Origin of the sequence: Streptomyces sp. DT2A-34 (assembly GCF_030499515.1) — a bacterium.
In the GTDB taxonomy this organism is placed as follows: Bacteria; Actinomycetota; Actinomycetes; order Streptomycetales; family Streptomycetaceae; genus Streptomyces.
The window spans coordinates 3,496,159-3,516,076 of sequence record NZ_JASTWJ010000001.1 but is presented as its reverse complement, the minus strand read 5'-3'; the positions used below and the strand labels follow the sequence as shown (position 1 = coordinate 3,516,076).

Here is a 19,918-nt window from a genome sequence, read left to right as displayed (position 1 = left end):
ATCCTAGCTTGGATTCCGTCTAAAGTTGAGCGAGCGTAAAAGATCTAGGGCTGGCTGTATCCGTCCAGGAACCGCCCGATCCGCCCGACCGCGTCCCGCAGATCCGTGACCGTCGGCAGGGTCACCACCCGGAAGTGATCCGACTCCGGCCAGTTGAAGCCGCTGCCCTGGACGACCATGATCTTCTCGCGGCGCAGCAGGTCCAGGACCATCCGCCGGTCGTCCTTGATCTTGAAGACCTTGGGGTCGAGGCGCGGGAAGAGATACAGCGCCCCCTTCGGCCGTACGCACGTCACCCCGGGGATCTGTGTCAGCAGCTCGTACGCGACATCCAGCTGTTCCTTCAGCCGCCCCCCGGGCAGTACCAGGTCGTTGATGGTCTGCCGCCCGCTGAGCGCGGCCACGACCCCGTGCTGACCGGGCATGTTCGCGCACAGCCGCATGTTCGCGAGGATGGTGAGGCCCTCGATGTAGGAGTCGGCGTGGGCGCGGGGGCCCGAGATCGACATCCATCCCACCCGGTACCCGGCGACCCGGTAGGCCTTCGACATGCCGTTGAACGTGAGGGTGAGCAGGTCGGGGGCGACGGCGGCGGTCGGGGTGTGCGTGGCGCCGTCGTACAGGATCTTGTCGTAGATCTCGTCGGAGCAGACGAGGAGGTTGTGCCGGCGGGCGATGTCCGTCAGCCCCCGCAGCATGGCCTCGTCGTACACGGCCCCCGTCGGGTTGTTGGGGTTGATGATGACGATGGCCTTGGTGCGGTCGGTGACCTTGCGCTCGATGTCGGCGAGGTCGGGCATCCAGTCGGACTGCTCGTCGCACCGGTAGTGGACGGCGGTGCCGCCGGACAGGGACACGGCGGCGGTCCACAGGGGGTAGTCGGGCGCGGGCACGAGCACCTCGTCCCCGTCGTCGAGCAGCCCCTGCATCGCCATGACGATGAGCTCGGAGACGCCGTTGCCGATGAAGACGTGCTCGACGTCGGTCTCGATGCCGAGGGTCTGGTTGTGCATGACGACGGCCCGGCGCGCCGCGAGCAGCCCCTTCGCGTCGCCGTACCCATGTGCCGTCGAGACGTTCCGGAGGATGTCCTCCAGGATCTCGGGCGGGCACTCGAAGCCGAACGCGGCCGGGTTTCCGGTGTTCAGCTTGAGGATCCGATGCCCCGCCGACTCGAGCCGCATCGCCTCCTCGAGCACCGGGCCCCGGATCTCGTAACAGACGTTGGCGAGCTTGGTCGACTGGATCACCTGCATGTCAAGGAGCTTACGGCCCGGTAAAGCCCCCTGGGCCGTGTTTTCCGACACGTGAGACGCGCGGGTTTGGGCTGTTATCACCGGTAGCTGTTCCACGGCTCGCTCCCCTCCCTACAATGCGCGGTCATGTCCAGGCCACCCGAGCGCGAAAACGAGCCACCCCAGGCGCCGCCGAACGTGTACCTCCCGCAGCCGACGGCATCCCCCGCGTACGAGCGGTACACGGACCCGGCGGCCGCGCACGGCTGGCAGAACGCGTACGACGCGACGGCACAGCTGCCTCGGGTGAGTGATGCCGGGACGGCCGAGGGGCCGGGCCACGGCTCCGGCGAGAGTGCGAGCGCGGGTGCCGGTGCCGGCGCGGGTGAGCGGCACGGGCGTCGGGCGGGCGGCGCGGGCCAGGGTGTGCGCCGCAAGGGGCGGACCTGGGGCGCGCGGCGCGCGGTCGTCGTGGTCGGCGCGGCGGGGGTGGTGTCGGCGGCTGCGCTGATCGCCGGGTTCTCGCTGTCCGGCTCGGCGCCGGAGGGCGGCTCGCGGGGCAAGCAGGACCGTACGAGCCCGACGGTGGACGACTCGGCGGACCCGACCGACCCCACGGACGGCGACCCGGCCACGCCCGGCTCGTCCGACGGCGGCGGGTCGTCGCACACGCAGGTCCCGGACGCCTCGCCGAGCGCCTCCGCGTCCACCGCCGAGGGCGACAAGGCCGGCAGCCCCTCGCCGACCCCCTCCACCACGAGCGCGGCCCCCACGACCCCGACCGCCACGGCGAGCACGGCGAGCACGGCGAGCACGACGGCACCGGGCGGCGGGCGTGCGAGCAACCCGGGGCGGGGGCTGGGGAACACGAAGGGTCCCAAGTAGGGCGCGCCGCACTCGGGACCGGGTGGGGAACCCTGGCGGTGGCCTGCGCGCGGGCGCCGGAAGGGCGACGTCCCATGGAGGCCTCCCAGCGCGCGTGAGCCCCGGGTGTGCCGGGTGTGGCGATGTCATCGCTCTCTCGTGAACGTCCTGCGCCGCTCTCCCAACGCCCCTGGCACGCCGTGATAGGGAAAGCCCTACGGCTTGAACTCACCGGTAAGTAACTCCTTGTTCACACCCCCCTCGTGCGTGACAATGCGCATGACAAAAGTGCGGGTGACCGGAGGTTTTCCGGCCACTCTCTTCGTATGAGGGGACCCCCACATGAGAAAACCGCTCGGCGCCGCCCTCCTCGCCCTGGCGATAGCCGGGGCCGGCGCCGCACCCGCGGTCGCGGCTCCCGTGGACTCTGCCGCTTCCTTCGGCAAGAGCGTTGACACGGGCTCGGTCACGTCGGTGGTCAATGACACCGTCGCCTCCACCGCGGACACCCTCGACCAGGTCCTGAACGGCCCCAAGGCTCAGGCCGTCAACTTCGCGGGCACCGTCGCGCTCAGCAACTGCTCCGGCTCCGTCGTCCGCTTCTCGGACTCGGAGGACAACGACCCGGCGCTGGTGATGACCAACGGCCACTGTCTGGAGACCGGCATGCCCGGGCCCGGCCAGGTCGTGGTCGACCGGGCCTCCAGCCGTACCTTCAGTCTGCTCAACTCCTCGGGCAGCCGGGTCGCCACCCTGCGGGCCAGCAAGATCGCCTACGGGACGATGACCGACACGGACGTCGCCTTCTACCAACTCACCACCACGTACGGGCAGATCAAGAGCTCGTACAGCATCAACGCGCTCACCGTGGCCGACACCCACCCGGTCGCCGGTACCGCCATCACCGTCGCCTCCGGCTACTGGAAGCGGCTGTACAACTGCAACATCGACGGGTTCGCGTACCGCCTCAAGGAAGGCGACTGGACCTTCAAGGACTCGGTCCGCTACACCTCCGCCTGCAACACCATCGGCGGCACGTCCGGCTCGCCCGTCATCGACCAGGCCACCAACCAGGTCGTCGCCGTCAACAACACCGGCAACGAGGACGGCGAGCGCTGCACGGTCAACAACCCGTGCGAGGTCGACGAGAGCGGCAACGTCACCGTCCGCCAGGGCATCAACTACGCCCAGCAGATCTACACGATCCCCGCCTGCTTCGGCGTCGACAACAAGCTTGACCTGAGTGCGAGCGGGTGCGTGCTGCCCAAGCCGTAGCCCCACATCGTGCGGCGGGCGGACCTCAGGTCACCGAGGTGGATCACTGGTGGATCACTTTGGTGTCCTGCGGACCGCCCGCCCCGCGAGTACGTCCGTCCTGCGGCCGTCCTCGATCACGAAACGGCCGTCGACGAGGACGTACGGAATACCCGTCGGCAGCCTCCGCGGCTCCTCGAACGTCGAACCCGCCGCCACCGTCCCCGGGTCGAACAGCACCAGGTCCGCCCGGTAGCCCTCGCGGACCAGCCCCCGGTCCGGCAGCCGCAGCCGCGCGGCCGGGCGCGAGGTCAGATGGGCCACGCACTCCTCCAGGGACAGGATCCCCAACTCCCGTACGTACCGCCCGAGATAGTGCGGGAACGTGCCGTACGCCCGCGGATGCGGCTTCGTGCCGCGCAGGATGCCGTCCGAGCCGCCCGTGTGCACGCGGTGCCGCATGATCGTCCGTACGTTCTCCTCGTGGCCCACGTGCTGGAGGATCGTCGAGCCCAGCCGGTCCGCCAGGAGCAGCCGGCGAGCGGTCACCCAGGGGGCCTCGCCGCGAGCGACCGCCGACTGGTGGACCGTACGGCCGACGAAGTCCCCGAGCGCCGGGTCGCTCACGCCCGAGATCTCGATCGTGTCCCACTCGATCGGCACGCCGTGGCAGCCGTCCGCGCCGACGACCTCCATGTGGTGGCGGATGCGCTCGGCCGTCGCGTCGTCCGACAGCCGGTCCAGGATCGCCTCGGGACCGCCCTCGCTCGCCCAACTCGGCAGCATGGCGACCAGGGTGGTGCAGCCGGGGGTGTAGGGGTAGGTGTCGAGGGTGATGTCGGCCCCGGACTCCAGCGCCTTGTCCAGGAGGGAGAGCAGCTCCGGCGCCCGGCCCTTGTTCACGCCGAAGTTCATCGTGGCGTGGGCCAGGTGGAGTGAGCAGCCCGCCTCCCTCGTCAGGGCCACCATCTCCTCGTACGCCTCCAGGGCCCCGGCCCCGTACGAGCGGTGGTGCGGGCAGTAGTAGCCGCCGTACGACGCCACCACCCGGCACAGCTCCGTCAGCTCGGCGTCCTTGGCGTACATGCCGGGCGTGTACGTCAGCCCGGACGACATGCCGACCGCGCCCTGCTCCATGCCCTCCGCGACCAACTGCCGCATCCGGTCCAGCTCGTCCGGCGTCGCCTCCCGGTCCTCCCAGCCGACGGCCAGCGCGCGGACCGTGCCCTGGGGGATGAGGTATGCCGCGTTCACGGCGATGCCCCGGCCTTCGAAACCGGCGTCGAGGCGGTCCAGGTACTCGCCGACCGTCCGCCAGTCGAAGTCGATGTCGTCGCCGGAGCCGTTCCAGCCGGTGATCGCGCGGCGGACCTCGGCGAGGGTGCGGTCGTCGACGGGGGCGTACGACAGGCCGTCCTGGCCGATGACTTCGAGAGTGACCCCCTGTGCGGCCTTGGCGCTGTGGTCGGGGTCCCGGAGCAGCGCCAGGTCGCTGTGGGCGTGCATGTCGATGAAGCCGGGGGAGAGGACGAGGCCCTCCGCGTCCAGTTCCCGGCGTGCCTTGGGCCGTTGGCAGCCGGCCGCGGCCGCCTCCTTGACGATCGAGACGATCCGGCCGCCGTCCACGACCACATCGGCGCGGTAGGACGGACCGCCGCTGCCGTCCACGACCTCCGCGTCCCGAATGACGAGCTCTTCCACGACCGCCACCCCCTAGAAGAACGTGCGGATGTAGTCGACGACCGTCCCGTCCGCCTGCGCGACCGGGATCAGCTGCCACTTGTCGAAGGACGTGCACGGGTGCGACAGCCCCATGCCGAGCCAGTCCCCGACCTCCAGGTCCGCCTCCTCGGTCGTCCGCAGCCACGCGTGCTGGTCGGACAGGCCGGTCACCGAGATGCCGGTGGCCGGGCGCTCGGCGCCGTCCCGGCGGACCACCTGCGCGAACGGCAGGTGGAGGTCGTACGCCGCGTCCCGCTTGCCCGCGTTGACGAAGGCCTGGTCGGGGGTGGGACGGGAGACCACCTGGGCCCAGAGGCGGAAGGCGGGTTCGAGGGCGCCCTCGGCCGGGACCCGGTTGAACGGGGTCAGCTTGCGGTAGTGGCCGTCGTCGTGCGAGACGTACGCGCCCGAGCGCAGCAACTTCAGTACGGGGAGGGAGAGTTCGGGGATCTCGGCGAACACGTCCGCCACCGCGTCGAACCACGCGCTGCCGCCCGCGCTGACGACGATCTCGTCCAGCCCCGCGAACCGCCCCGCCTTGTCGAACTCGACGGCGAGGGCGACGAGCCGACGCAGCCACGCCCGCACCCGCTCCGGATCCGCCTGTGGGACCTCGCCCTCGTACCCCGCGACGCCGACCAGCCGCAGCGTCGACACGGCCGCCACCGCGTCCGCGACCGCCGCGCACTCGGCTTCCGTACGCGCGCCGGTACGGGCGCCGTCACCGGCCGCCAGCTCGACGACGACATGCAGCGGGCGGGTGGACCCGGCGTCGCGCAACGCGGCGTCCATCTGCTCCACGCCGCGCACGGAGTCGACGTAACAGATGAGGCGGAAGGCGGGGTCGGCCGCCAGCTCGCCGGCGATCCAGCGCAGGGCGGCCGGGTCCACCAGCTCGTTCGCGAGGAAGATCCGCTCGGTGCCGTACGCCCGCGCCACCCGTACCTGGTGCGGCACCGCGAGCGTGATGCCCCACGCCCCGTGCTCGATCTGCCGCTGGAACAGCTGGGGGGCCATGGAGGTCTTGCCGTGCGGGGCGAAGGCGAGGCCGTGGCGGGCGGCGTACGTCTCCATGAGGTCGAGGTTGTGCTCCAGGCGCTCGGCGGAGAGCGCGAGGACGGGGGTGGCGAAGCCGCCGGTGAAGAGGTTGCGGCGCTGGGCGGCCAGCTCGGCCACGGTCAGGCCGTCGGCGTCCGGGGGAGGCCCTTGAAGCGGTGATCGACGCGTTCCTCTGCGAGGCGGGCGAGGGAATCTGCGGTGCTGGTGGTGATCACAAAGGCCTCCCAAGTGGCATGTTGCGCGATATGCATTTCTTGCTGCGAACAGTGCAGCGCTCTGTCTAGTATCTGAGATCGGAGGTACGTACGCCGTCACTCGCTCCCCGGCCTCAGGGTCGAGAGTGACCAGCCCGAGTCGTCACGATGCCTTCAGGCTCAGAAGGATCAGAGGGGGGTGCATTACTTCGATGACTACGTTGCCCGTAGGTGAGCAGACCCACCCCGGCGTGCTTCCTCAGCGCCGGGCTCTGGAATCCGTGGGAGCAGACAACCCTGGGAGCAGGGACGAAACGGCTCACGGACTCCCGGCCGCGCGACGGCCGGACACTGGCGGGGGACATGGGCGAGGGGAGATCCGCTCCGGCAGCACCCGCCGGGGCGGGCGTCACGCCCGAACCGTGGCCACGGTCACGGAGAGGGCAGAGACCGGGAGCGGTAACGCTTCCTCCGCGGGCTGCGATCCGCGAGTTTTCGTTCTCGATGCGAACGGCAGGCCGTTGATGCCGTGTCATCCGGCCTGGGCAAGGGAACTGCTGTCCAAGAAGCGCGCTGTCGTGGTCAGGCGCGTGCCGTTCGTGATCCGTTTGAAGGACCGTGTTCGTGCGGATTCCGTGGTTCAGGGAGTGCAGGTGCGCATCGATCCCGGCAGTCGGTGTACCGGGATCGCGGTCACGGACGAGAAGCCGGAGGGAGGTCAGAGCCGAGAAGTAAGCACCGTACGCCGTGGCCTGGTGGCCTTCGAGCTTCAGCACCGGGGCAACCAGATCAGGGACAGGCTCGAACGACGCTCCCGCTACCGGCGCCGCAGGCGTGGTGCACGGTTGCGCTACCGCGCGCGCAGGTTTGACAACCGCGTCCGCCCAAAGGGCTGGTTGGCTCCGTCTCTGCGGCACCGGGTGGATACCACCGTGGCTCAGGCCGAACGACTCGTGCGCTGGGCGCCCGTCACCGAGATCCATGTGGAGCGGGTGGCGTTCGACGTCCACGCCCTCAGCGTCGGCAGGGATCTGTCCGGGGTGGAGTACCAGCGCGGCACCCTGCTGGGCACGGAGGTCCGCGAGTACCTTCTGGCGAAGTGGCGGCGTTCCTGTGCCTATTGCGGTGCGACTGGCGTGCCTCTGAACATCGACCACATCGTGCCCAAGGCCCGGGGAGGGTCGGATCGCGTCAGTAATCTGGTGCTCGCCTGCGTCCCCTGCAATCAGGACAAAGCCGCTCGCCCCGTGGAGGAGTTCCTCGCGCGGAGGCCGGAGCGGCTCCGGAAGATCCGTACGCAGGTGAAGGCCCCACTGCGCGATGCGGCGGTCATGAATGCCGTGCGGTGGCGACTCGCCGACGCACTGGATGGAGTCGGCCTGCCCGTGCGGCACAGCTCTGGCGGTCGTACAAAGTGGAACCGCACCGCGATGGGGCTGGCCAAGAGCCACACCCTTGATGCCCTGGCCATTGGTGACCTCTTCCATGAGGAGGGTGACATGATCGTCCGTCACCCGGCCAGAGTGACCGTGATCAGTGCGACCGGGCGGGGATCCTACGCGCGGACACGCACCGACCGTCATGGATTCCCGCGTCTGCGTCTGACACGTACCAAGGTTCACCACGGCTACCAGACAGGCGACCTTGTACGCGCAACGGTTCCCAGGGGGAAGCGGGCTGGCACGTACACCGGCCGGGTCGCGGTGCGGGCCAGCGGAAGCTTCAACATCACCACTGCCGTCGGTACCGTTCAGGGCATTCATCACAGTCACTTCCGCATGCTCCAGCGAGCAGACGGTTATGCGTACACCACGAAGAGGGAGGAAGGCGCTTCCCGCTCCGAGCCGAAGGCACGGGCGCGCGCCTCAGATCACCCATGAGTCAGAGCGTCGACCGCGCGTTGTCTATTCTGCCGCTGCTCGCACAAGGGCCCGCCAATCTGGGAGAGGTCGCCGGTCACCTCAGCGTCCATAAGACGACGGCTCTACGCCTTCTGCGCACCCTGCATCAGCACGGCATGGTCTACCGCCAGTCCGACCAGCGCTACCGCCTCGGCGCCCGCCTGATCGCCCTCGCCCAGGAGGCGATGGAGAACCTCGACATCCGCGAGATCGCCCATCCCCACCTCGTACGGCTGAACGAGCATTGCGGGCACACCGTGCACCTCGCTGTGTACGAGGAGGACGAGGTGCTGTACATCGACAAGGTGGAGAGCCGGTACCCGGTGCGGATGTACTCGCGGATCGGGAAGCCCGTCGCCATCACCGTCGCCGCTGCGGCCAAGCTGCTGCTCGCCGACCTGCCTGAGGCTGAGCGCCGTATCCTCGCCGAGAGGCTCGACTACCCCATGTACACGGCCCGTTCCACCCCCAACGCCCCGGCCTTCCTGCGGGAGTTGGACAAGGTGCGCGAACAGGGCTGGGCCACCGACCTCGGTGGCCACGAGGAGTCCATCAACTGTGTCGCCGCGCCGATCCGCGGCGCCGACGGCCGGGTCGTCGCCGCGATGTCGGTCTCCGCGCCCAACGTCGTCGTCACCGCCGACGAACTCCTCACCCTGCTCCCGCTGGTGCGCCGTACGGCGGACGACATCAGCGGCGAGTACTCCGGCAGGACCTCAGCGAAAGGCACCGCATGACCGAGAAGATCGCGCTCACCCCGAAGACCCACACCGCCCCGCCCGCGAAGTTCTCGCACGGCGTGAAGAAGGGGAACATCCTCCAGGTCGCGGGCCAGGTCGGCTTCCTCCCCGCGGTCGAGGGCCAGTCCCCGACGCCCGCCGGCCCCACCCTGCGCGAGCAGACCCTCCAGACCCTCGCCAACGTCAAGGCGATCCTGGAGGAGGGCGGCGCCTCCTGGGACGACGTCATGATGATCCGCGTCTATCTGACGGACGTCGCCCACTTCGCCGAGATGAACGAGGTCTACGACCAGTACTTCCGGGAGCAGGGTCTTACGCAGGCTCCTCCTGCTCGGACGACGGTGTACGTCAGTCTCCCGAAGCGCCTGCTGATCGAGATTGACGCCCTGGCAGTACTCGGCTGATTGATCGACTCTCGAACCCGTGACCTTTTCGCGTTGGTTCCGTTGATCAGACCAGCGGAACCAGCAGAGGAGGGGGCGTGGGTGAGAAGGCGATGCGCCATCGGGGTTGCCGTGCGCGTCTCGCTCTGACGCCTGCTCAAGAGGAACGCCTCGATCGGCAGGCCCATGCCGCGAGAGCGGAACGGCAACGCCGACTTCAACGCGAGTCGCAATATTGATCGGGCAGGTCTCGCACTTGCCTCGGCTGCCGGGAGGGCAGTCGTCAGGCAGACCTGAGTGCTGTCGAACTACCCGGAGCGATCCAGGGGAGAATCTCTCGCTCTTCATGTGGGAGAGAGCTCCCAAACGCCTACTTCGAGGTTCGATCTTCGCCTCGCACGTCAACGACGGCGCCCGCGCGCGGAGCGCGCTGATGGATGCAGTTGGATCGTCGCCAAGTACTTCGGCATCAGTGAGCGGGACACGTTGAAGACGTGGACCGTGCTGGAGAGTGTGCTGTCGGTGGCCGGGTTCGTGGTGGCGGCGGTGTTGAGCGTGTTCGTGTAACGAGGTTTTCGTATAACGATGCGGGGGCTGGTTGTGCGGGACACAGGGTCGTCGACCATACTGCTCCGCTGTGGAGCAGCGCATAGGTTCAGGCAGCCAGCCCCTGGAAGGCGCCGGGTTCGACCCGGCCTTCATCCCCGGGCTCACCTCGCCCGTGTCCGCCGAGCCGGAGGACGTGAAGGACGAGGACGTGGCCGAGGAGTCCGCCCCGGAGGAGAGAGATTCCGAGAGGGCGGCCTCCGGGAAGACGGACTTCAGGAAGCCGGACTCCGGGGATGCGGATCTCGAAGGCGCCGACGAGGCCGCCGACGAGGCGGACGGCGAAGCCGGTGAAGAGGCCCCCGCCGACGGCCCCGTCTTCGAGGCCGCCGACCGCCGGGCCCGTATCGTCGCCGACCACAAGGGCGTCCGGCTGTCCCTGGACGACCAGGAGTGCGAGTTCCGTTGGGACGAGATCGGCGCGATCGAGACGGAGGCCCCGCGCTTCGGGAAGCGTTTCACCGTCACGGTGCACACTCCTGACCGCCGCTGGTACCCGATCGAGATCGAGGCGACGGCCAGGAGCCGCTTCAAGGAGTGGGACGAGCAGTTGGACGCGGTTCTTGATGCCTACTTCGAGGACAGTGAGTCCTAGGCGGACGACGGGAACTTGACGACAGGGCCTAGCCGCAGTACTGGGCTTCCTTGCCGATCGACCGGTACATGCAGTCCGCGTTCTCCAGCAGCTGCAACACCGCATCCCGGTTCCGGGACGTCTCCCGCTCGATCACCTCGTCGGGCGGGTAGAAGCCCCCACCCGCACTGGACGACGGGTACATCTCGAAGGTGTACCCGAAGATCTTCTGGCTGCCCCACAGCCAGTCGTCGATCGACCCGTCGGTGATGTACAGGTCACTGGACTGCTCCGCCGTGTAGCCGTTGCTCGCGGCCATCTTCTGCCCGACCGTGGCGAACGCGTTGCGGTCGTCGGCGGTCATGCCGGTCGTCGTGTCGGAGTAGGTGTACCCGAAGGGCCACAACACCAGCTCGCTGTAGGTGTGGAAGTCGACCCCGGCCTTGATCTGCTGGACCCCGCCGACCACGCGGCTGCGCACGAAGTCGGCGACCACCTTGACCTCCGGCGCCGACTCGGCGGACGCGCCCCGGTACGTGTCCGAGGACGGCGATCCCGACGAACCGCCGCAGCAGCCCCACCGGTAGTTCCAGTTCCGGTTGAGGTCGGTCCCGACGTACGACGAACCGGGGTTGGGCTGCCGGTTCTTGCGCCACGACCGGTACGAGCCGGTGGCGATGTCGTACTCGCCGCCGTCCGGGTTGAGGTCGGGCACGATCCAGATCTCGCGGTTGTTCACCATGCTGGTGACCCGGGAGTCGGTGCCGTAGTCGGAGGTCAGCTCGCGCAGCAGATAGAGCGCCATCTCGACGGTGAGGTGCTCACGGGCGTGCTGGTGGTGGGTGAAGAGGACCTCCGGCTCGGACTCGTCGGTCCCCACGTTGTCGCTGATCTTGATGGCGACGATGTTCCGGCCCTGGTACGACGTGCCGATCACGCGCCGGCTCGCGATGGAGGAGTTGGCCGAGACGAGCGAGTTGATCTCGCTCGTCATCTCCGCGTAGTTGTGATAGCGCGAGTCGCCGGACGGGAAGTCGTAGAGGCGGACGTCGTCCTCGCCGGAGGAGCGGTCGGGGACCGCGCCGAGCGGGGCGACGTCGTAACCGAGGTCGCGCAGCTTCTTGATCTGGTCCGCGCGGCCGGAGACCACGACACCGTGACCGTGGACCTCGTCCACGGTCACACCCGTCCGCTGAAGTGCGGTGCGGTCCTTGGCGGTCGAGTGCATGTGCACCTCGTACTGCCGGGCGTCATCGGTCGACGAGGCCGCCTTGGTGGCGCTGTCGGCGTTCGCGGACACGTTGGCGGACAGGGGCGCCGCGAGGGCGAGGGCGAGCAGCGTGGCGAGCGCGGCGGTCCGTCTGCCGCTGCGGCCGCCTGAGCCGCGTGTGCGAAGTCGCATGAATTCTCCTTGTGGGAGTGGGGGGTGGGGTTCACTGCGACGTACTGCGTGATGGGGGTTCCCCCGCTCGAGCGAAGCCGAGAGCGGGGGAGGGTGTGGCGCTCATCGTGGGCCGGTGGCATGGACAGGTCAAGAGTGCCACGGTGATTGATGGCGTGAACCATTCGAAAATCAGCCGCGCAGTGTACGCGCGCGCACCGCGCACGGGGCGTTCCCGGGCGAAGTCCCCCCGGGGGTGTGAGCCGGGCGTGCGGGTGGGCGTGGGGGCGGGGGAGGGTGAGGATCCGCGCAAGGGGGGAGCGGTGGGAGCGGCGGCAATGGCGGGGACCGGCGCACCCTCCGGCTCCCTTGCTCCTCGGCTCCCTTCGACACCACCCCGGAAGAACGGCTGATCATGGGCGGATCAGCGCCACGACGGGATCACCAACTGCCGGTCGAGACGACCAGCTTCGTCGACCGGCGCGACGAACTCGCCGCCGGGCGCGAGCTGTTGGCCAGGGCCCGGCTGGTCACGCTGACCGGCCCCGGCGGCGTCGGCAAGACCCGCCTCGCCACACGCATCGCGGCCGGCGTCCGGCGCGCCTTCCCGGACGGGGTACGCATCGTGCACCTCTCCGGCCTCCATGACCCCGCGCTCGTCCCGCTCGCCGCCGCCGACGCGCTCGACCTGCACGACCACACCGCGCAGCCGCCGCTTCAGGCGCTGGTGGAGCGGGCCCGGGACCGTCGGCTGCTCCTGCTCGTCGACAACTGCGAACACCTGCTGCCGGCCTGCGCCGAACTCGCCGCGGCCCTGCTGCACGGCACCCCCGGCGTACGGATCCTCGCCACCAGCCGGCACCGCCTGGGCCTCACCGAGGAACACCTCCTGGAGGTACGGCCCCTGCCGGTCCCCGACCCGGACGGCGACCTCTCCGGCCCCGAGGGCTGTCCGGCCCTGGCCCTCTTCGCCGACCGAGCCGCCGCGGTGGTCCCCGGCTTCCGCCTGACCGCCGCGAACCGGGCGGCCGTCGCCCGCCTGTGCCGCCGCCTGGACGGCCTCCCCCTGGCCATCGAACTCGCCGCCGTCCGTATGCGCGTGCTCGACGTCGACCAGCTCCTCGACCGCCTCGACGACCGCTACCGCCTCCTCACCGGCGGCAGCCCCGCCGCCCTGCCACGCCACCGGACCCTGCGCGCGGCGGTCGACTGGAGCCACGAACTGTGCACCGAGCGCGAGCAGTTGGTGTGGGCGCGACTGTCGGTGCTGGCGGGTAGCTTCGACCTGGAGACGGCGGAGGCGGTGTGCGGGGACGGGGAAGGTGTGCCGCCCAGCGCCGGTCCGGGCATCTCAGCCCGTCCGGCGTCTGAGGACGAGGCCGCGCCGTCCCTAGCCCCCACCCACCCCCCGGGGGCTTCACCTCGCAACGCTGGCCCGCGTCATCCAGCCCGTCCGGCGCTCGAGGACGAGGCCCGTCCAGGGCCGACGGGGGGCCAAGCGGCGGAGCCCCCTGGCGGGGTCGAAGGGGCGGAGCCCCTTGAGGATGGGACGGGTAGGGGCGGCGGGGGCGAGAAACTCACGGCCACCACCCCCCACATCCACCCCTACGGCGTCCTCGACGCCGTCACCGGCCTCGTCGACAAGTCCGTACTGTCCCGGGAGTCCGGCCCCGACGGCATCCGCTACCGCCTCCTCGACACCCTCCGCCACTACGGCCTGGACCGCCTGCGCCGCCTGCCCGGCGAGGAGCCCGCGGCCCGCCGCCGCCAGCGCGACTGGATGCTGCGGCGCGCCACGGCCTGCGAGAGCGCCTGGTTCGGCCCGGGCCAGCGCGAGATCGTCGCCCGCCTGCGCGCCGACCAGGACAACCTCCGCACCGCACTCGACTTCAGCCTCGCCACCCCCGGCGAACGCCTCGCCGGACTGCGCCTGGCCGGCACCCTGTGGTTCTACTGGCACGCCTGCGGCGCCCCCCGCGAGGGCCGCTACTGGCTCGACCGCGCCCTGGCCGCCAACCCGGAGCCGACCCGGGAACGGGCCCGCGGCCTGTGGATCGCCGGACTCCTCGCCGCCGCCACCCATGACCTCACCGCGGGACTCGCCCGCGCCCGGGAATCCCGCACCCTGGCCCATGACCTCGACGACGAGGCCGAGGCCGCCCACGCCGAGTACGTCATCGGCGTCATCACCCTCTTCATGGACGACCTGCCGACCGCGCTGAAGCACTTCGAGGCCAGCGTCGCCCGCGGCCCCGTCCCCGGCCAGCACCTCAGCCTGCACGGCCTCGACCAGGTCGAACTCGCCTGCGCCCTGGGCTTCCTGGGCGAGGCCGAGCGCGCCGTCGAGGTCTGCGAGCGGGCCCGCCGGATGTGCGAACGGCACGGCGAGGAGTGGGTGCACTCGTACGTCCTGCGGATGCTCGCCCTCGCCCACACGGTGCAGCGCGACTGGCGCCGGGCCGAACACCACGCCCGGCACGCCCTGCGCCTCAAACTCGCCGTCCACGACGTCACTGGCATCGCCCTCACCCTCGACCTCCTGGCCCACATCGCCACCCAGGCGGGCGCCCCCGAGCGTGCGGCCGTCCTGCTCGGCGCCGCCGACCGCATCTGGGCCGGCATCGACCGCGGCCGCTGGGGATCGGCGGCCCTGAACTCGACCCGCCGCGACAGCGAGACCCGGGCCGGCGAGGCCCTGGGCCGGCCCGCCTTCCAGCGGGCGTACGAACGCGGCGCCGCACTCGACCTGGCGGAAGCCGTCGAGTACGCCGTCCATGACCGCGGTCAGCCCCGACGGCCCGCAGCCGCACGGAAAACGAACGTCCGACCCCGTGCCCACCACCCCGCTACCGGCGTCCGCCTCACGCACCCCGCTACCGGCGTCCGCCTCACCCGCCGCGAGACCGAGGTCGCCGAACTCGTCGCCCAGGGACTCGCCAACCAGCAGATCGCCGACCGCCTGGTCATCGCCCGCCGCACCGCCGAAGGCCATGTCGAACGCATCCTCGGCAAGCTCGGCTTCAGCAACCGCAGCCAGATCGCGGCCTGGATGGCGGCGCAACGCTGAGACTCCCAACCATCGGAACCAACGCACCCCAGAGGGAGCCCGGACCGTGACCACTCGACCCGCCCCGGACCAGCCCGGATTCGACCACCGCATGACCGTCTTCGAGTCCGACGACGAGTTCCTCGCCGCCGCCCTGCCCTTCCTCACCGAAGCCCTCGCCGCCCCCGGCGAACCCCCGCCCGTGGCCATCGCCGCCCCCGGCAACCTGGACCTCCTGCGCGACGCCCTCGGCACCGACGCCAAGAGCGTCGGCCTCGTCCCGCACACCGAGTGGTACACCGGCTCCGCCGCCAACGCGGTCGCCCAGGGCGCCGGTCACCTCGCCGCGCACGCCGGCCCGGGCGGCCGTATGCATCTGCTCATGGAACCCGTCTGGGGCGGCCGGGCGGGCCGTTCACCGCGCGAGACCGCCGAGTGGATCCGCTACGAGGCCCTCGCCAACCTTCTCTTCGCCCCGCTCGCGACGACGGCCCTGTGCGCCTACGACGCCCGCGTCGCGGGCTCCGCGATCGTCGCCGCCGCCCGCCGCGCCCACCCCGGCACCGGGGTGTACGAGGACCCCGTACGGCTCGCCGCCGAACTGGACGCCGTACCGCTGCCACCGCCCGCCGTCGACGCCGAGCGCCTGACCGGCCCGGCCCTCACCGGCGACGCCGTACGCGGCTGGGCGAGCGCGCGAGGGCTGTCCGCCGCGGACGTGGAGTTGTTCGCCACGGCCGTCACCGAGGCGGCCGCCGCCCTCGGCCCGGTCGACGGCGCCGTGCTGTGGGGGGAGGCTCCGGCCTGCGTCTGTGAACTGCGTACCGCGCGCCGCGTCGACGACCCGTTGGCGGGCTTCGTACCGCCGCCGAGCGCGGAACTGGAACCGGGGCAGGGGCTGTGGTTCGCCCGGCAGGTGTGCGCGTACGTCGACGTCCGGGACGACCGGGACGGGGCGAGCGTACGGCTGCAGTACGGGTAGCGGAGTCCCGGTGCAGGGATCGATGCCGGGGATGGCGCAGGGATCGGCGCAGGGATCGGCGCAGGTATCGGCGCAGGTATGGAATCAGGTATTCCTCCCCGTGCGCCGTACCCCCGTGCGCGCCACCCTGTACCCATGCTGTACCTCGACGGGGCGCGCTTCCCGGATCCTGGTCCTCAGTACGGTTCGTATCCCCAACCGCCCATGGGGGCCGGCCATCTGAGCGTCGACTACGACCCCCGTCCCTCCGCGGTCCGCGAGGCCCGCGCGGAGGTCCGCCGCCAGTTGGAGGGATGGGGGCTCGCGGACCTGGACGACCTGGTGGACGTGGCCGAGCTGCTGGTGAGCGAGCTGGCCACCAACGCCCTGCTGCACTCCGCGAGCCGCTTCGGGCTCACCCTGTTCGCCGCGCACGGGATCCTGCGCTGCGAGGTCCGGGACGGCGGCCGGCGCGTACCGATGGTGCTGGAAGCCGGCGCCTCGGAGAGCGGCCGGGGGATGTTCCTGGTGGACGCGCTCGCCCGGCGCTGGGGCTGCCATCAGGACGGGTCGGGCAAGACGGTGTGGTTCGAGCTCGCGACGTGTGGGGCCGACGGCTGTGGTCGGCGACAGCCGTAGCGCCCGCCCGAACACCCATGAGCACATCGGGTGGAGATCGCGCACGCCCTCTTGTCCGACCGGCTCCTTTGAGCTTTCTTGACCACCATGGCGGAAACCACGGGAAACACAGAGTCGTCCCAGGCCGGTGAGGCGGACTCCCGGCCCCGTAAGTCCAGTTGGCGGTACATCGGCCCCGGCATCGTCGTCGCCGCGACCGGCGTCGGCGCCGGCGACCTCGTCGCCACCCTCATCGCGGGCAGCAACTTCGGCTACACCCTCCTCTGGGCGGCGATCATCGGCTGCCTGGTCAAGATCTCGCTGGCCGAGGCGGCGGGCCGCTGGCACCTGTCCACCGGCCGCACCCTCTTCGACGGCTGGGCGAGCCTCGGCCGCTGGACCACCTGGTTCTTCGCCGTCTACACCGTGATCTGGGGCTTCGTCTACGGCGCGGCGGCGATGTCGTCGAGCGCGCTGCCGCTCCAGGCGCTGTTCCCGGACGTGATGGACCTGGAGTGGTGGGCCATCGCCTGCGGCCTGGTCGGCCTGGTCTTCGTCTGGTTCAACAAGTACGCCGTCTTCGAGAAGGTCATGACGGTCCTGGTGGGCGTCATGTTCGTGGTCACGGTGTACCTGGCGATCCGCGTCACGCCCAACCTCGGGGACGCCTTCGCGGGCCTGCTGCCCGTCCTGCCCGACGAGAAGGACTCGATCCTCAACACCCTCGGCCTGATCGGCGGCGTCGGCGGCACCATCACCCTTGCCGCGTACGGCTATTGGGTCAACGCCAAGGGCTGGACGAACACCGGCTGGATGAAGGTCATGCGGCTCGACAACCGCGTCGCGTACGCCACGACCGGCATCTTCGTCGTCGCGATGCTCTTCGTCGGCGCCGAGCTGCTGCACTCCGCGAACATCGCCATCGCCGGCGGCGACAAGGGCCTGATCCAGCTCGGCGACATCCTGGAGGACGAATACGGCACGGCGACGGCCAAGTTCTTCCTGATCGGCTTCTTCGCCACCTCCTTCACCTCCCTCATCGGCGTCTGGCACGGTGTGAGCCTGATGTTCGCGGACTTCGTGACCCGCTACCGGGGGCGGGAGGAGCTGAAGGGCGAGAAGGTCGCCTCGGGAGAGCGGGAGCGCTCCTGGCCCTTCCGCGCCTACCTGCTCTGGCTGACCTTCCCGCCCATGGTCCTGCTCTTCCAGGGCCAGCCCTTCCGCCTGATCATCATCTACGGCGTCCTGGGCGCGGCCTTCCTGCCCTTCCTCGCCGGCACCCTGATCTGGCTCCTCAACTCCTCCCGCACCCCGAGCCAGTGGCGCAACGGCCCGCTGAGCAACGCCATGCTGGCGATCGCCGGCCTGCTGTTCCTGGTGCTGTGCGTGAAGCAGATCTGGGACCAGCCGTGGTCGGAGTTCTTCTGACGGCCTAGCGGTACTGGTCCCACTGCGGGCTGAGGGCGATCTCCCGGAGCTGCTTCATGGTCAGGGCGGGGGTCTCGCGGGACGGGGCGTCGTGCTGGGTGCCGGAGTTGAAGGCACTGATGACGACCCGGAAGCCGTCCGTACCCGCGCGGAGGGTGTCGACGGTCCACATCACGGCGCCGTCGACGCCCTTGTCGCCGCCGCTCTGCCGAGAGGCGACCTTCGTGCCGTCGGGCAGCGTCTCGGCGTCGTCGCCGAAGAGCTGGTCGACGGTCTCCTTGTCCCCCATGCCGTGCTGGACGTCGATCTGGACGTAGCTCCTGCCCTTGCCGTCGTCGAGGACGAGGTACGTGTAGTCGTTGCCCTTCTCGACGACCTCGACGCCCTTGGGGAGGAGCGGGACGAGCGTGGCCAGGACCGAGTCCACGCTCGGTTCGACGGCGGTGCTCGGCGCGGCCGACGGCTTCGGCCTCTTGGGGTCCTCGGGAATGGAGTCGACGTACCCGCGCCACACCTGGGCCGTCACCAGCTCCTTCAACTGAGTGGTGGACAGGGGTGGTTCGCTTCTGCTGATCGGCGCGTCCTTCTCGGCGGCGGCGTTCCACTCGCTGACCGAGACGTGCTGTCCCGTCGGGGTGATCAGGTCGGCCGACCACCACTTGGTGTCGACGCGCCGGTCGGGATACTCGTACCCCTGGAACAGCTTGAGCAGGGAGCCGTCGGGCAGCCGGGTGGAGACGCAACTGTCGTGCGGGATCAGCGCCTTGTCCGGGCAGTCGGCCGTCTGTTGGGCCTGCTCGCTGCCCGGCTCGACCCGGTCCAGGCTGACGCCGATGGCCCCGGGGCCCTTGCCGTCGTCGTACACGAGGCGTGCGTACGGCGACCGCAGTGGCGCCTCGGCACCCCGTGACTCCTGTTCGCTGACCTTGCCGTCGGGGAGCAGTTCTTCGAGCGTCTCGATGAGTTCGCGGCCCGTCACGGGAGCGACCGACGGCGTCGGTGTGCCGGACGGCTGCTCGGCCACGCTGGAACTGGACGGCAGCGGGGCAGGCGAACCGCCCCAGGGCACCAGCAGCGCCCCGCCCACCGCGACCGCCGCGATCCCGGCCGCGCCGCCCACCACCGCGGCCCGCCGCCGCAGCCGCAGCCGCCGCCCCCGCGCCCGTCCGGCGGCGACCAGCGCGGTCCGGTCGGCGTCGAAGCGCTCACCGGCGTCGTGCAGGGCGTGACTGAGCCGCCCCTCGAAGCGGTCCTCGTCGTGTTCCACAGGCATGGCAAAACCACCGTTTCTCGGGAGTGGGTCGGGGAGGTCGTAGGAGGAACCGGGAGGTCGTGGGGGAGGGCGCGTGGGTCAGGAAGCCGCGTACTCGCCGAGGTCCTCGCCCAGCAGCTCGCGCAGCCGTCCGAGCGCCCGGGTGCACCGTGTCCGCACCGCGGCGGAACTGGCGTTCAGCGCGTCGGCGGTCTCCTCGACGGACCGGTCCTCCCAGTACCGCAGGACGACCACGGCCCGGTCCTTGGCGGGCAGCCGGGCGAGTGCCTGGAGCAGGGTCAGCCGCAGCGACACATCCCCGTGTCCGCCGTCGGCCGCCGCCCGGTCGGGAATCGCGTCCGTGGCCCGCTCGGTGCTGCTGCGTCGCCGCTGATGGGTGAGGAAGGCGCGGGTGAGGACGGTCTGCGCGTACCCGGCGGGGTTGTCCACCCCGGAGACCCGGCCCCAGCGGACGTAGATCCGGCCGAGGGCCTCCTGGACGAGGTCCTCGGCGAGGTGGGTGTCCCCGGCGGTCAGCAGACAGGCCGACCGGTACAGATGCCCGGCCCTGGCCGCCGCGAACTCCGCGTACTCGTCCGCGCGGGCCTGTCTCATGCGTTCCCCCTGTTGCTGTGCGCCGGCTGCCGATGAGGTCCTCACCTCACTGATGCGGCGGGGCTGGGAGAATGTTTCACCGCAG

General features: G+C 70.5%; 15 protein-coding genes and 2 pseudogenes. 11 read left to right on the top strand and 6 right to left on the bottom strand.

The genetic code is table 11. The annotated features are described in order from the left end of the window. Positions 1-44: 44 nt before the first annotated feature. On the bottom strand, positions 45-1,256 hold the full coding sequence (locus QQM39_RS15290) for a pyridoxal phosphate-dependent aminotransferase (RefSeq protein WP_301997258.1): 1,212 nt from the start codon (positions 1,254-1,256) through the stop codon (positions 45-47). 126 nt (positions 1,257-1,382) lie between these two features. On the opposite strand from QQM39_RS15290, the gene QQM39_RS15285 reads away from it, so the two are divergent. Beyond that, positions 1,383-2,120 (top strand): hypothetical protein, encoded by a 738-nt coding sequence (locus QQM39_RS15285; protein WP_301997257.1) that lies wholly within the window; start codon positions 1,383-1,385, stop codon positions 2,118-2,120. Between the two features lie 321 nt (positions 2,121-2,441). Continuing rightward, a complete protein-coding gene (locus tag QQM39_RS15280; protein ID WP_301997256.1) occupies positions 2,442-3,374 on the top strand; it encodes a serine protease in 933 nt (310 codons plus the stop codon). 54 nt (positions 3,375-3,428) lie between these two features. Here QQM39_RS15280 and QQM39_RS15275 read toward each other — a convergent pair whose 3' ends face one another. Together QQM39_RS15275 and QQM39_RS15270 are read right to left on the bottom strand one after the other, a co-directional pair. After that, positions 3,429-5,054: an amidohydrolase family protein gene (locus QQM39_RS15275; protein ID WP_301997255.1), complete on the bottom strand. Its 1,626-nt coding sequence runs from the start codon at positions 5,052-5,054 to the stop codon at positions 3,429-3,431. 12 nt (positions 5,055-5,066) lie between these two features. Beyond that, positions 5,067-6,385, bottom strand: a pseudogene (locus QQM39_RS15270) (amino acid deaminase). 365 nt (positions 6,386-6,750) lie between these two features. Here QQM39_RS15270 and iscB point away from each other — a divergent pair. The 5 genes and pseudogenes from iscB to QQM39_RS15245 all read left to right on the top strand — a co-directional run bounded on the left by iscB (position 6,751) and on the right by QQM39_RS15245 (position 10,553). Continuing rightward, positions 6,751-8,208: an RNA-guided endonuclease IscB gene (iscB, locus tag QQM39_RS15265; protein WP_301997254.1), complete on the top strand. Its 1,458-nt coding sequence runs from the start codon at positions 6,751-6,753 to the stop codon at positions 8,206-8,208. Then, positions 8,205-8,966, top strand: a complete 762-nt coding sequence (locus tag QQM39_RS15260; RefSeq protein ID WP_301997253.1) for an IclR family transcriptional regulator — start codon at positions 8,205-8,207, stop codon at positions 8,964-8,966. The genes iscB and QQM39_RS15260 overlap by 4 nt, the downstream gene beginning before the upstream one ends. Further along, positions 8,963-9,373 carry a RidA family protein gene (locus QQM39_RS15255; RefSeq protein ID WP_301997252.1) on the top strand — a complete coding sequence of 137 codons (411 nt, stop codon included), beginning with the start codon at positions 8,963-8,965 and terminating at the stop codon, positions 9,371-9,373. Before QQM39_RS15260 ends, QQM39_RS15255 begins: the two co-directional genes overlap by 4 nt. A 358-nt stretch (positions 9,374-9,731) precedes the next feature. Beyond that, a pseudogene (locus QQM39_RS15250) lies at positions 9,732-9,919 on the top strand (hypothetical protein); the annotation flags it as partial. Between the two features lie 70 nt (positions 9,920-9,989). Further along, positions 9,990-10,553, top strand: a complete 564-nt coding sequence (locus QQM39_RS15245; RefSeq protein WP_301997251.1) for a hypothetical protein — start codon at positions 9,990-9,992, stop codon at positions 10,551-10,553. Positions 10,554-10,581: 28 nt separating this feature from the next. On the opposite strand, the gene QQM39_RS15240 is transcribed toward QQM39_RS15245, so the two are convergent. Then, a complete protein-coding gene (locus QQM39_RS15240) occupies positions 10,582-11,934 on the bottom strand; it encodes a M14 family metallopeptidase (protein WP_301997250.1) in 1,353 nt (450 codons plus the stop codon). Positions 11,935-12,328: 394 nt separating this feature from the next. On the opposite strand from QQM39_RS15240, the gene QQM39_RS15235 reads away from it, so the two are divergent. From QQM39_RS15235 to QQM39_RS15220, 4 genes are all read left to right on the top strand, one after another. Further along, positions 12,329-14,980, top strand: a complete 2,652-nt coding sequence (locus QQM39_RS15235; protein WP_301997249.1) for a LuxR C-terminal-related transcriptional regulator — start codon at positions 12,329-12,331, stop codon at positions 14,978-14,980. Between the two features lie 46 nt (positions 14,981-15,026). Further along, a complete protein-coding gene (locus QQM39_RS15230) occupies positions 15,027-15,941 on the top strand; it encodes an MEDS domain-containing protein (protein ID WP_301997248.1) in 915 nt (304 codons plus the stop codon). Between the two features lie 204 nt (positions 15,942-16,145). Beyond that, positions 16,146-16,559, top strand: coding sequence for an ATP-binding protein (locus QQM39_RS15225; protein ID WP_302003589.1), 414 nt, complete (start codon positions 16,146-16,148; stop codon positions 16,557-16,559). 87 nt (positions 16,560-16,646) lie between these two features. Further along, a complete protein-coding gene (locus QQM39_RS15220) occupies positions 16,647-17,966 on the top strand; it encodes an Nramp family divalent metal transporter (RefSeq protein WP_301997247.1) in 1,320 nt (439 codons plus the stop codon). 4 nt (positions 17,967-17,970) lie between these two features. Here QQM39_RS15220 and QQM39_RS15215 read toward each other — a convergent pair whose 3' ends face one another. Both QQM39_RS15215 and QQM39_RS15210 read right to left on the bottom strand, forming a co-directional pair. Beyond that, positions 17,971-19,239, bottom strand: coding sequence for a hypothetical protein (locus QQM39_RS15215; protein WP_301997246.1), 1,269 nt, complete (start codon positions 19,237-19,239; stop codon positions 17,971-17,973). Positions 19,240-19,317: 78 nt separating this feature from the next. Next, positions 19,318-19,833: a SigE family RNA polymerase sigma factor gene (locus QQM39_RS15210; protein WP_301997245.1), complete on the bottom strand. Its 516-nt coding sequence runs from the start codon at positions 19,831-19,833 to the stop codon at positions 19,318-19,320. Positions 19,834-19,918 lie beyond the last annotated feature (85 nt).

Bases quoted from the DNA above. Each gene is read 5' to 3' on its own strand.
- QQM39_RS15290 (WP_301997258.1), bottom strand. From the start codon at position 1,256: ATGCAGGTGATCCAGTCGACCAAGCTCGCCAACGTCTGTTACGAGATC.
- QQM39_RS15285 (WP_301997257.1), top strand. From the start codon at position 1,383: ATGTCCAGGCCACCCGAGCGCGAAAACGAGCCACCCCAGGCGCCGCCG.
- QQM39_RS15280 (WP_301997256.1), top strand. From the start codon at position 2,442: ATGAGAAAACCGCTCGGCGCCGCCCTCCTCGCCCTGGCGATAGCCGGG.
- QQM39_RS15260 (WP_301997253.1), top strand. From the start codon at position 8,205: ATGAGTCAGAGCGTCGACCGCGCGTTGTCTATTCTGCCGCTGCTCGCA.
- QQM39_RS15255 (WP_301997252.1), top strand. From the start codon at position 8,963: ATGACCGAGAAGATCGCGCTCACCCCGAAGACCCACACCGCCCCGCCC.
- QQM39_RS15240 (WP_301997250.1), bottom strand. From the start codon at position 11,934: ATGCGACTTCGCACACGCGGCTCAGGCGGCCGCAGCGGCAGACGGACC.
- QQM39_RS15235 (WP_301997249.1), top strand. From the start codon at position 12,329: ATGGGCGGATCAGCGCCACGACGGGATCACCAACTGCCGGTCGAGACG.
- QQM39_RS15225 (WP_302003589.1), top strand. From the start codon at position 16,146: ATGGGGGCCGGCCATCTGAGCGTCGACTACGACCCCCGTCCCTCCGCG.
- QQM39_RS15220 (WP_301997247.1), top strand. From the start codon at position 16,647: ATGGCGGAAACCACGGGAAACACAGAGTCGTCCCAGGCCGGTGAGGCG.
- QQM39_RS15215 (WP_301997246.1), bottom strand. From the start codon at position 19,239: ATGCCTGTGGAACACGACGAGGACCGCTTCGAGGGGCGGCTCAGTCAC.
- QQM39_RS15210 (WP_301997245.1), bottom strand. From the start codon at position 19,833: ATGAGACAGGCCCGCGCGGACGAGTACGCGGAGTTCGCGGCGGCCAGG.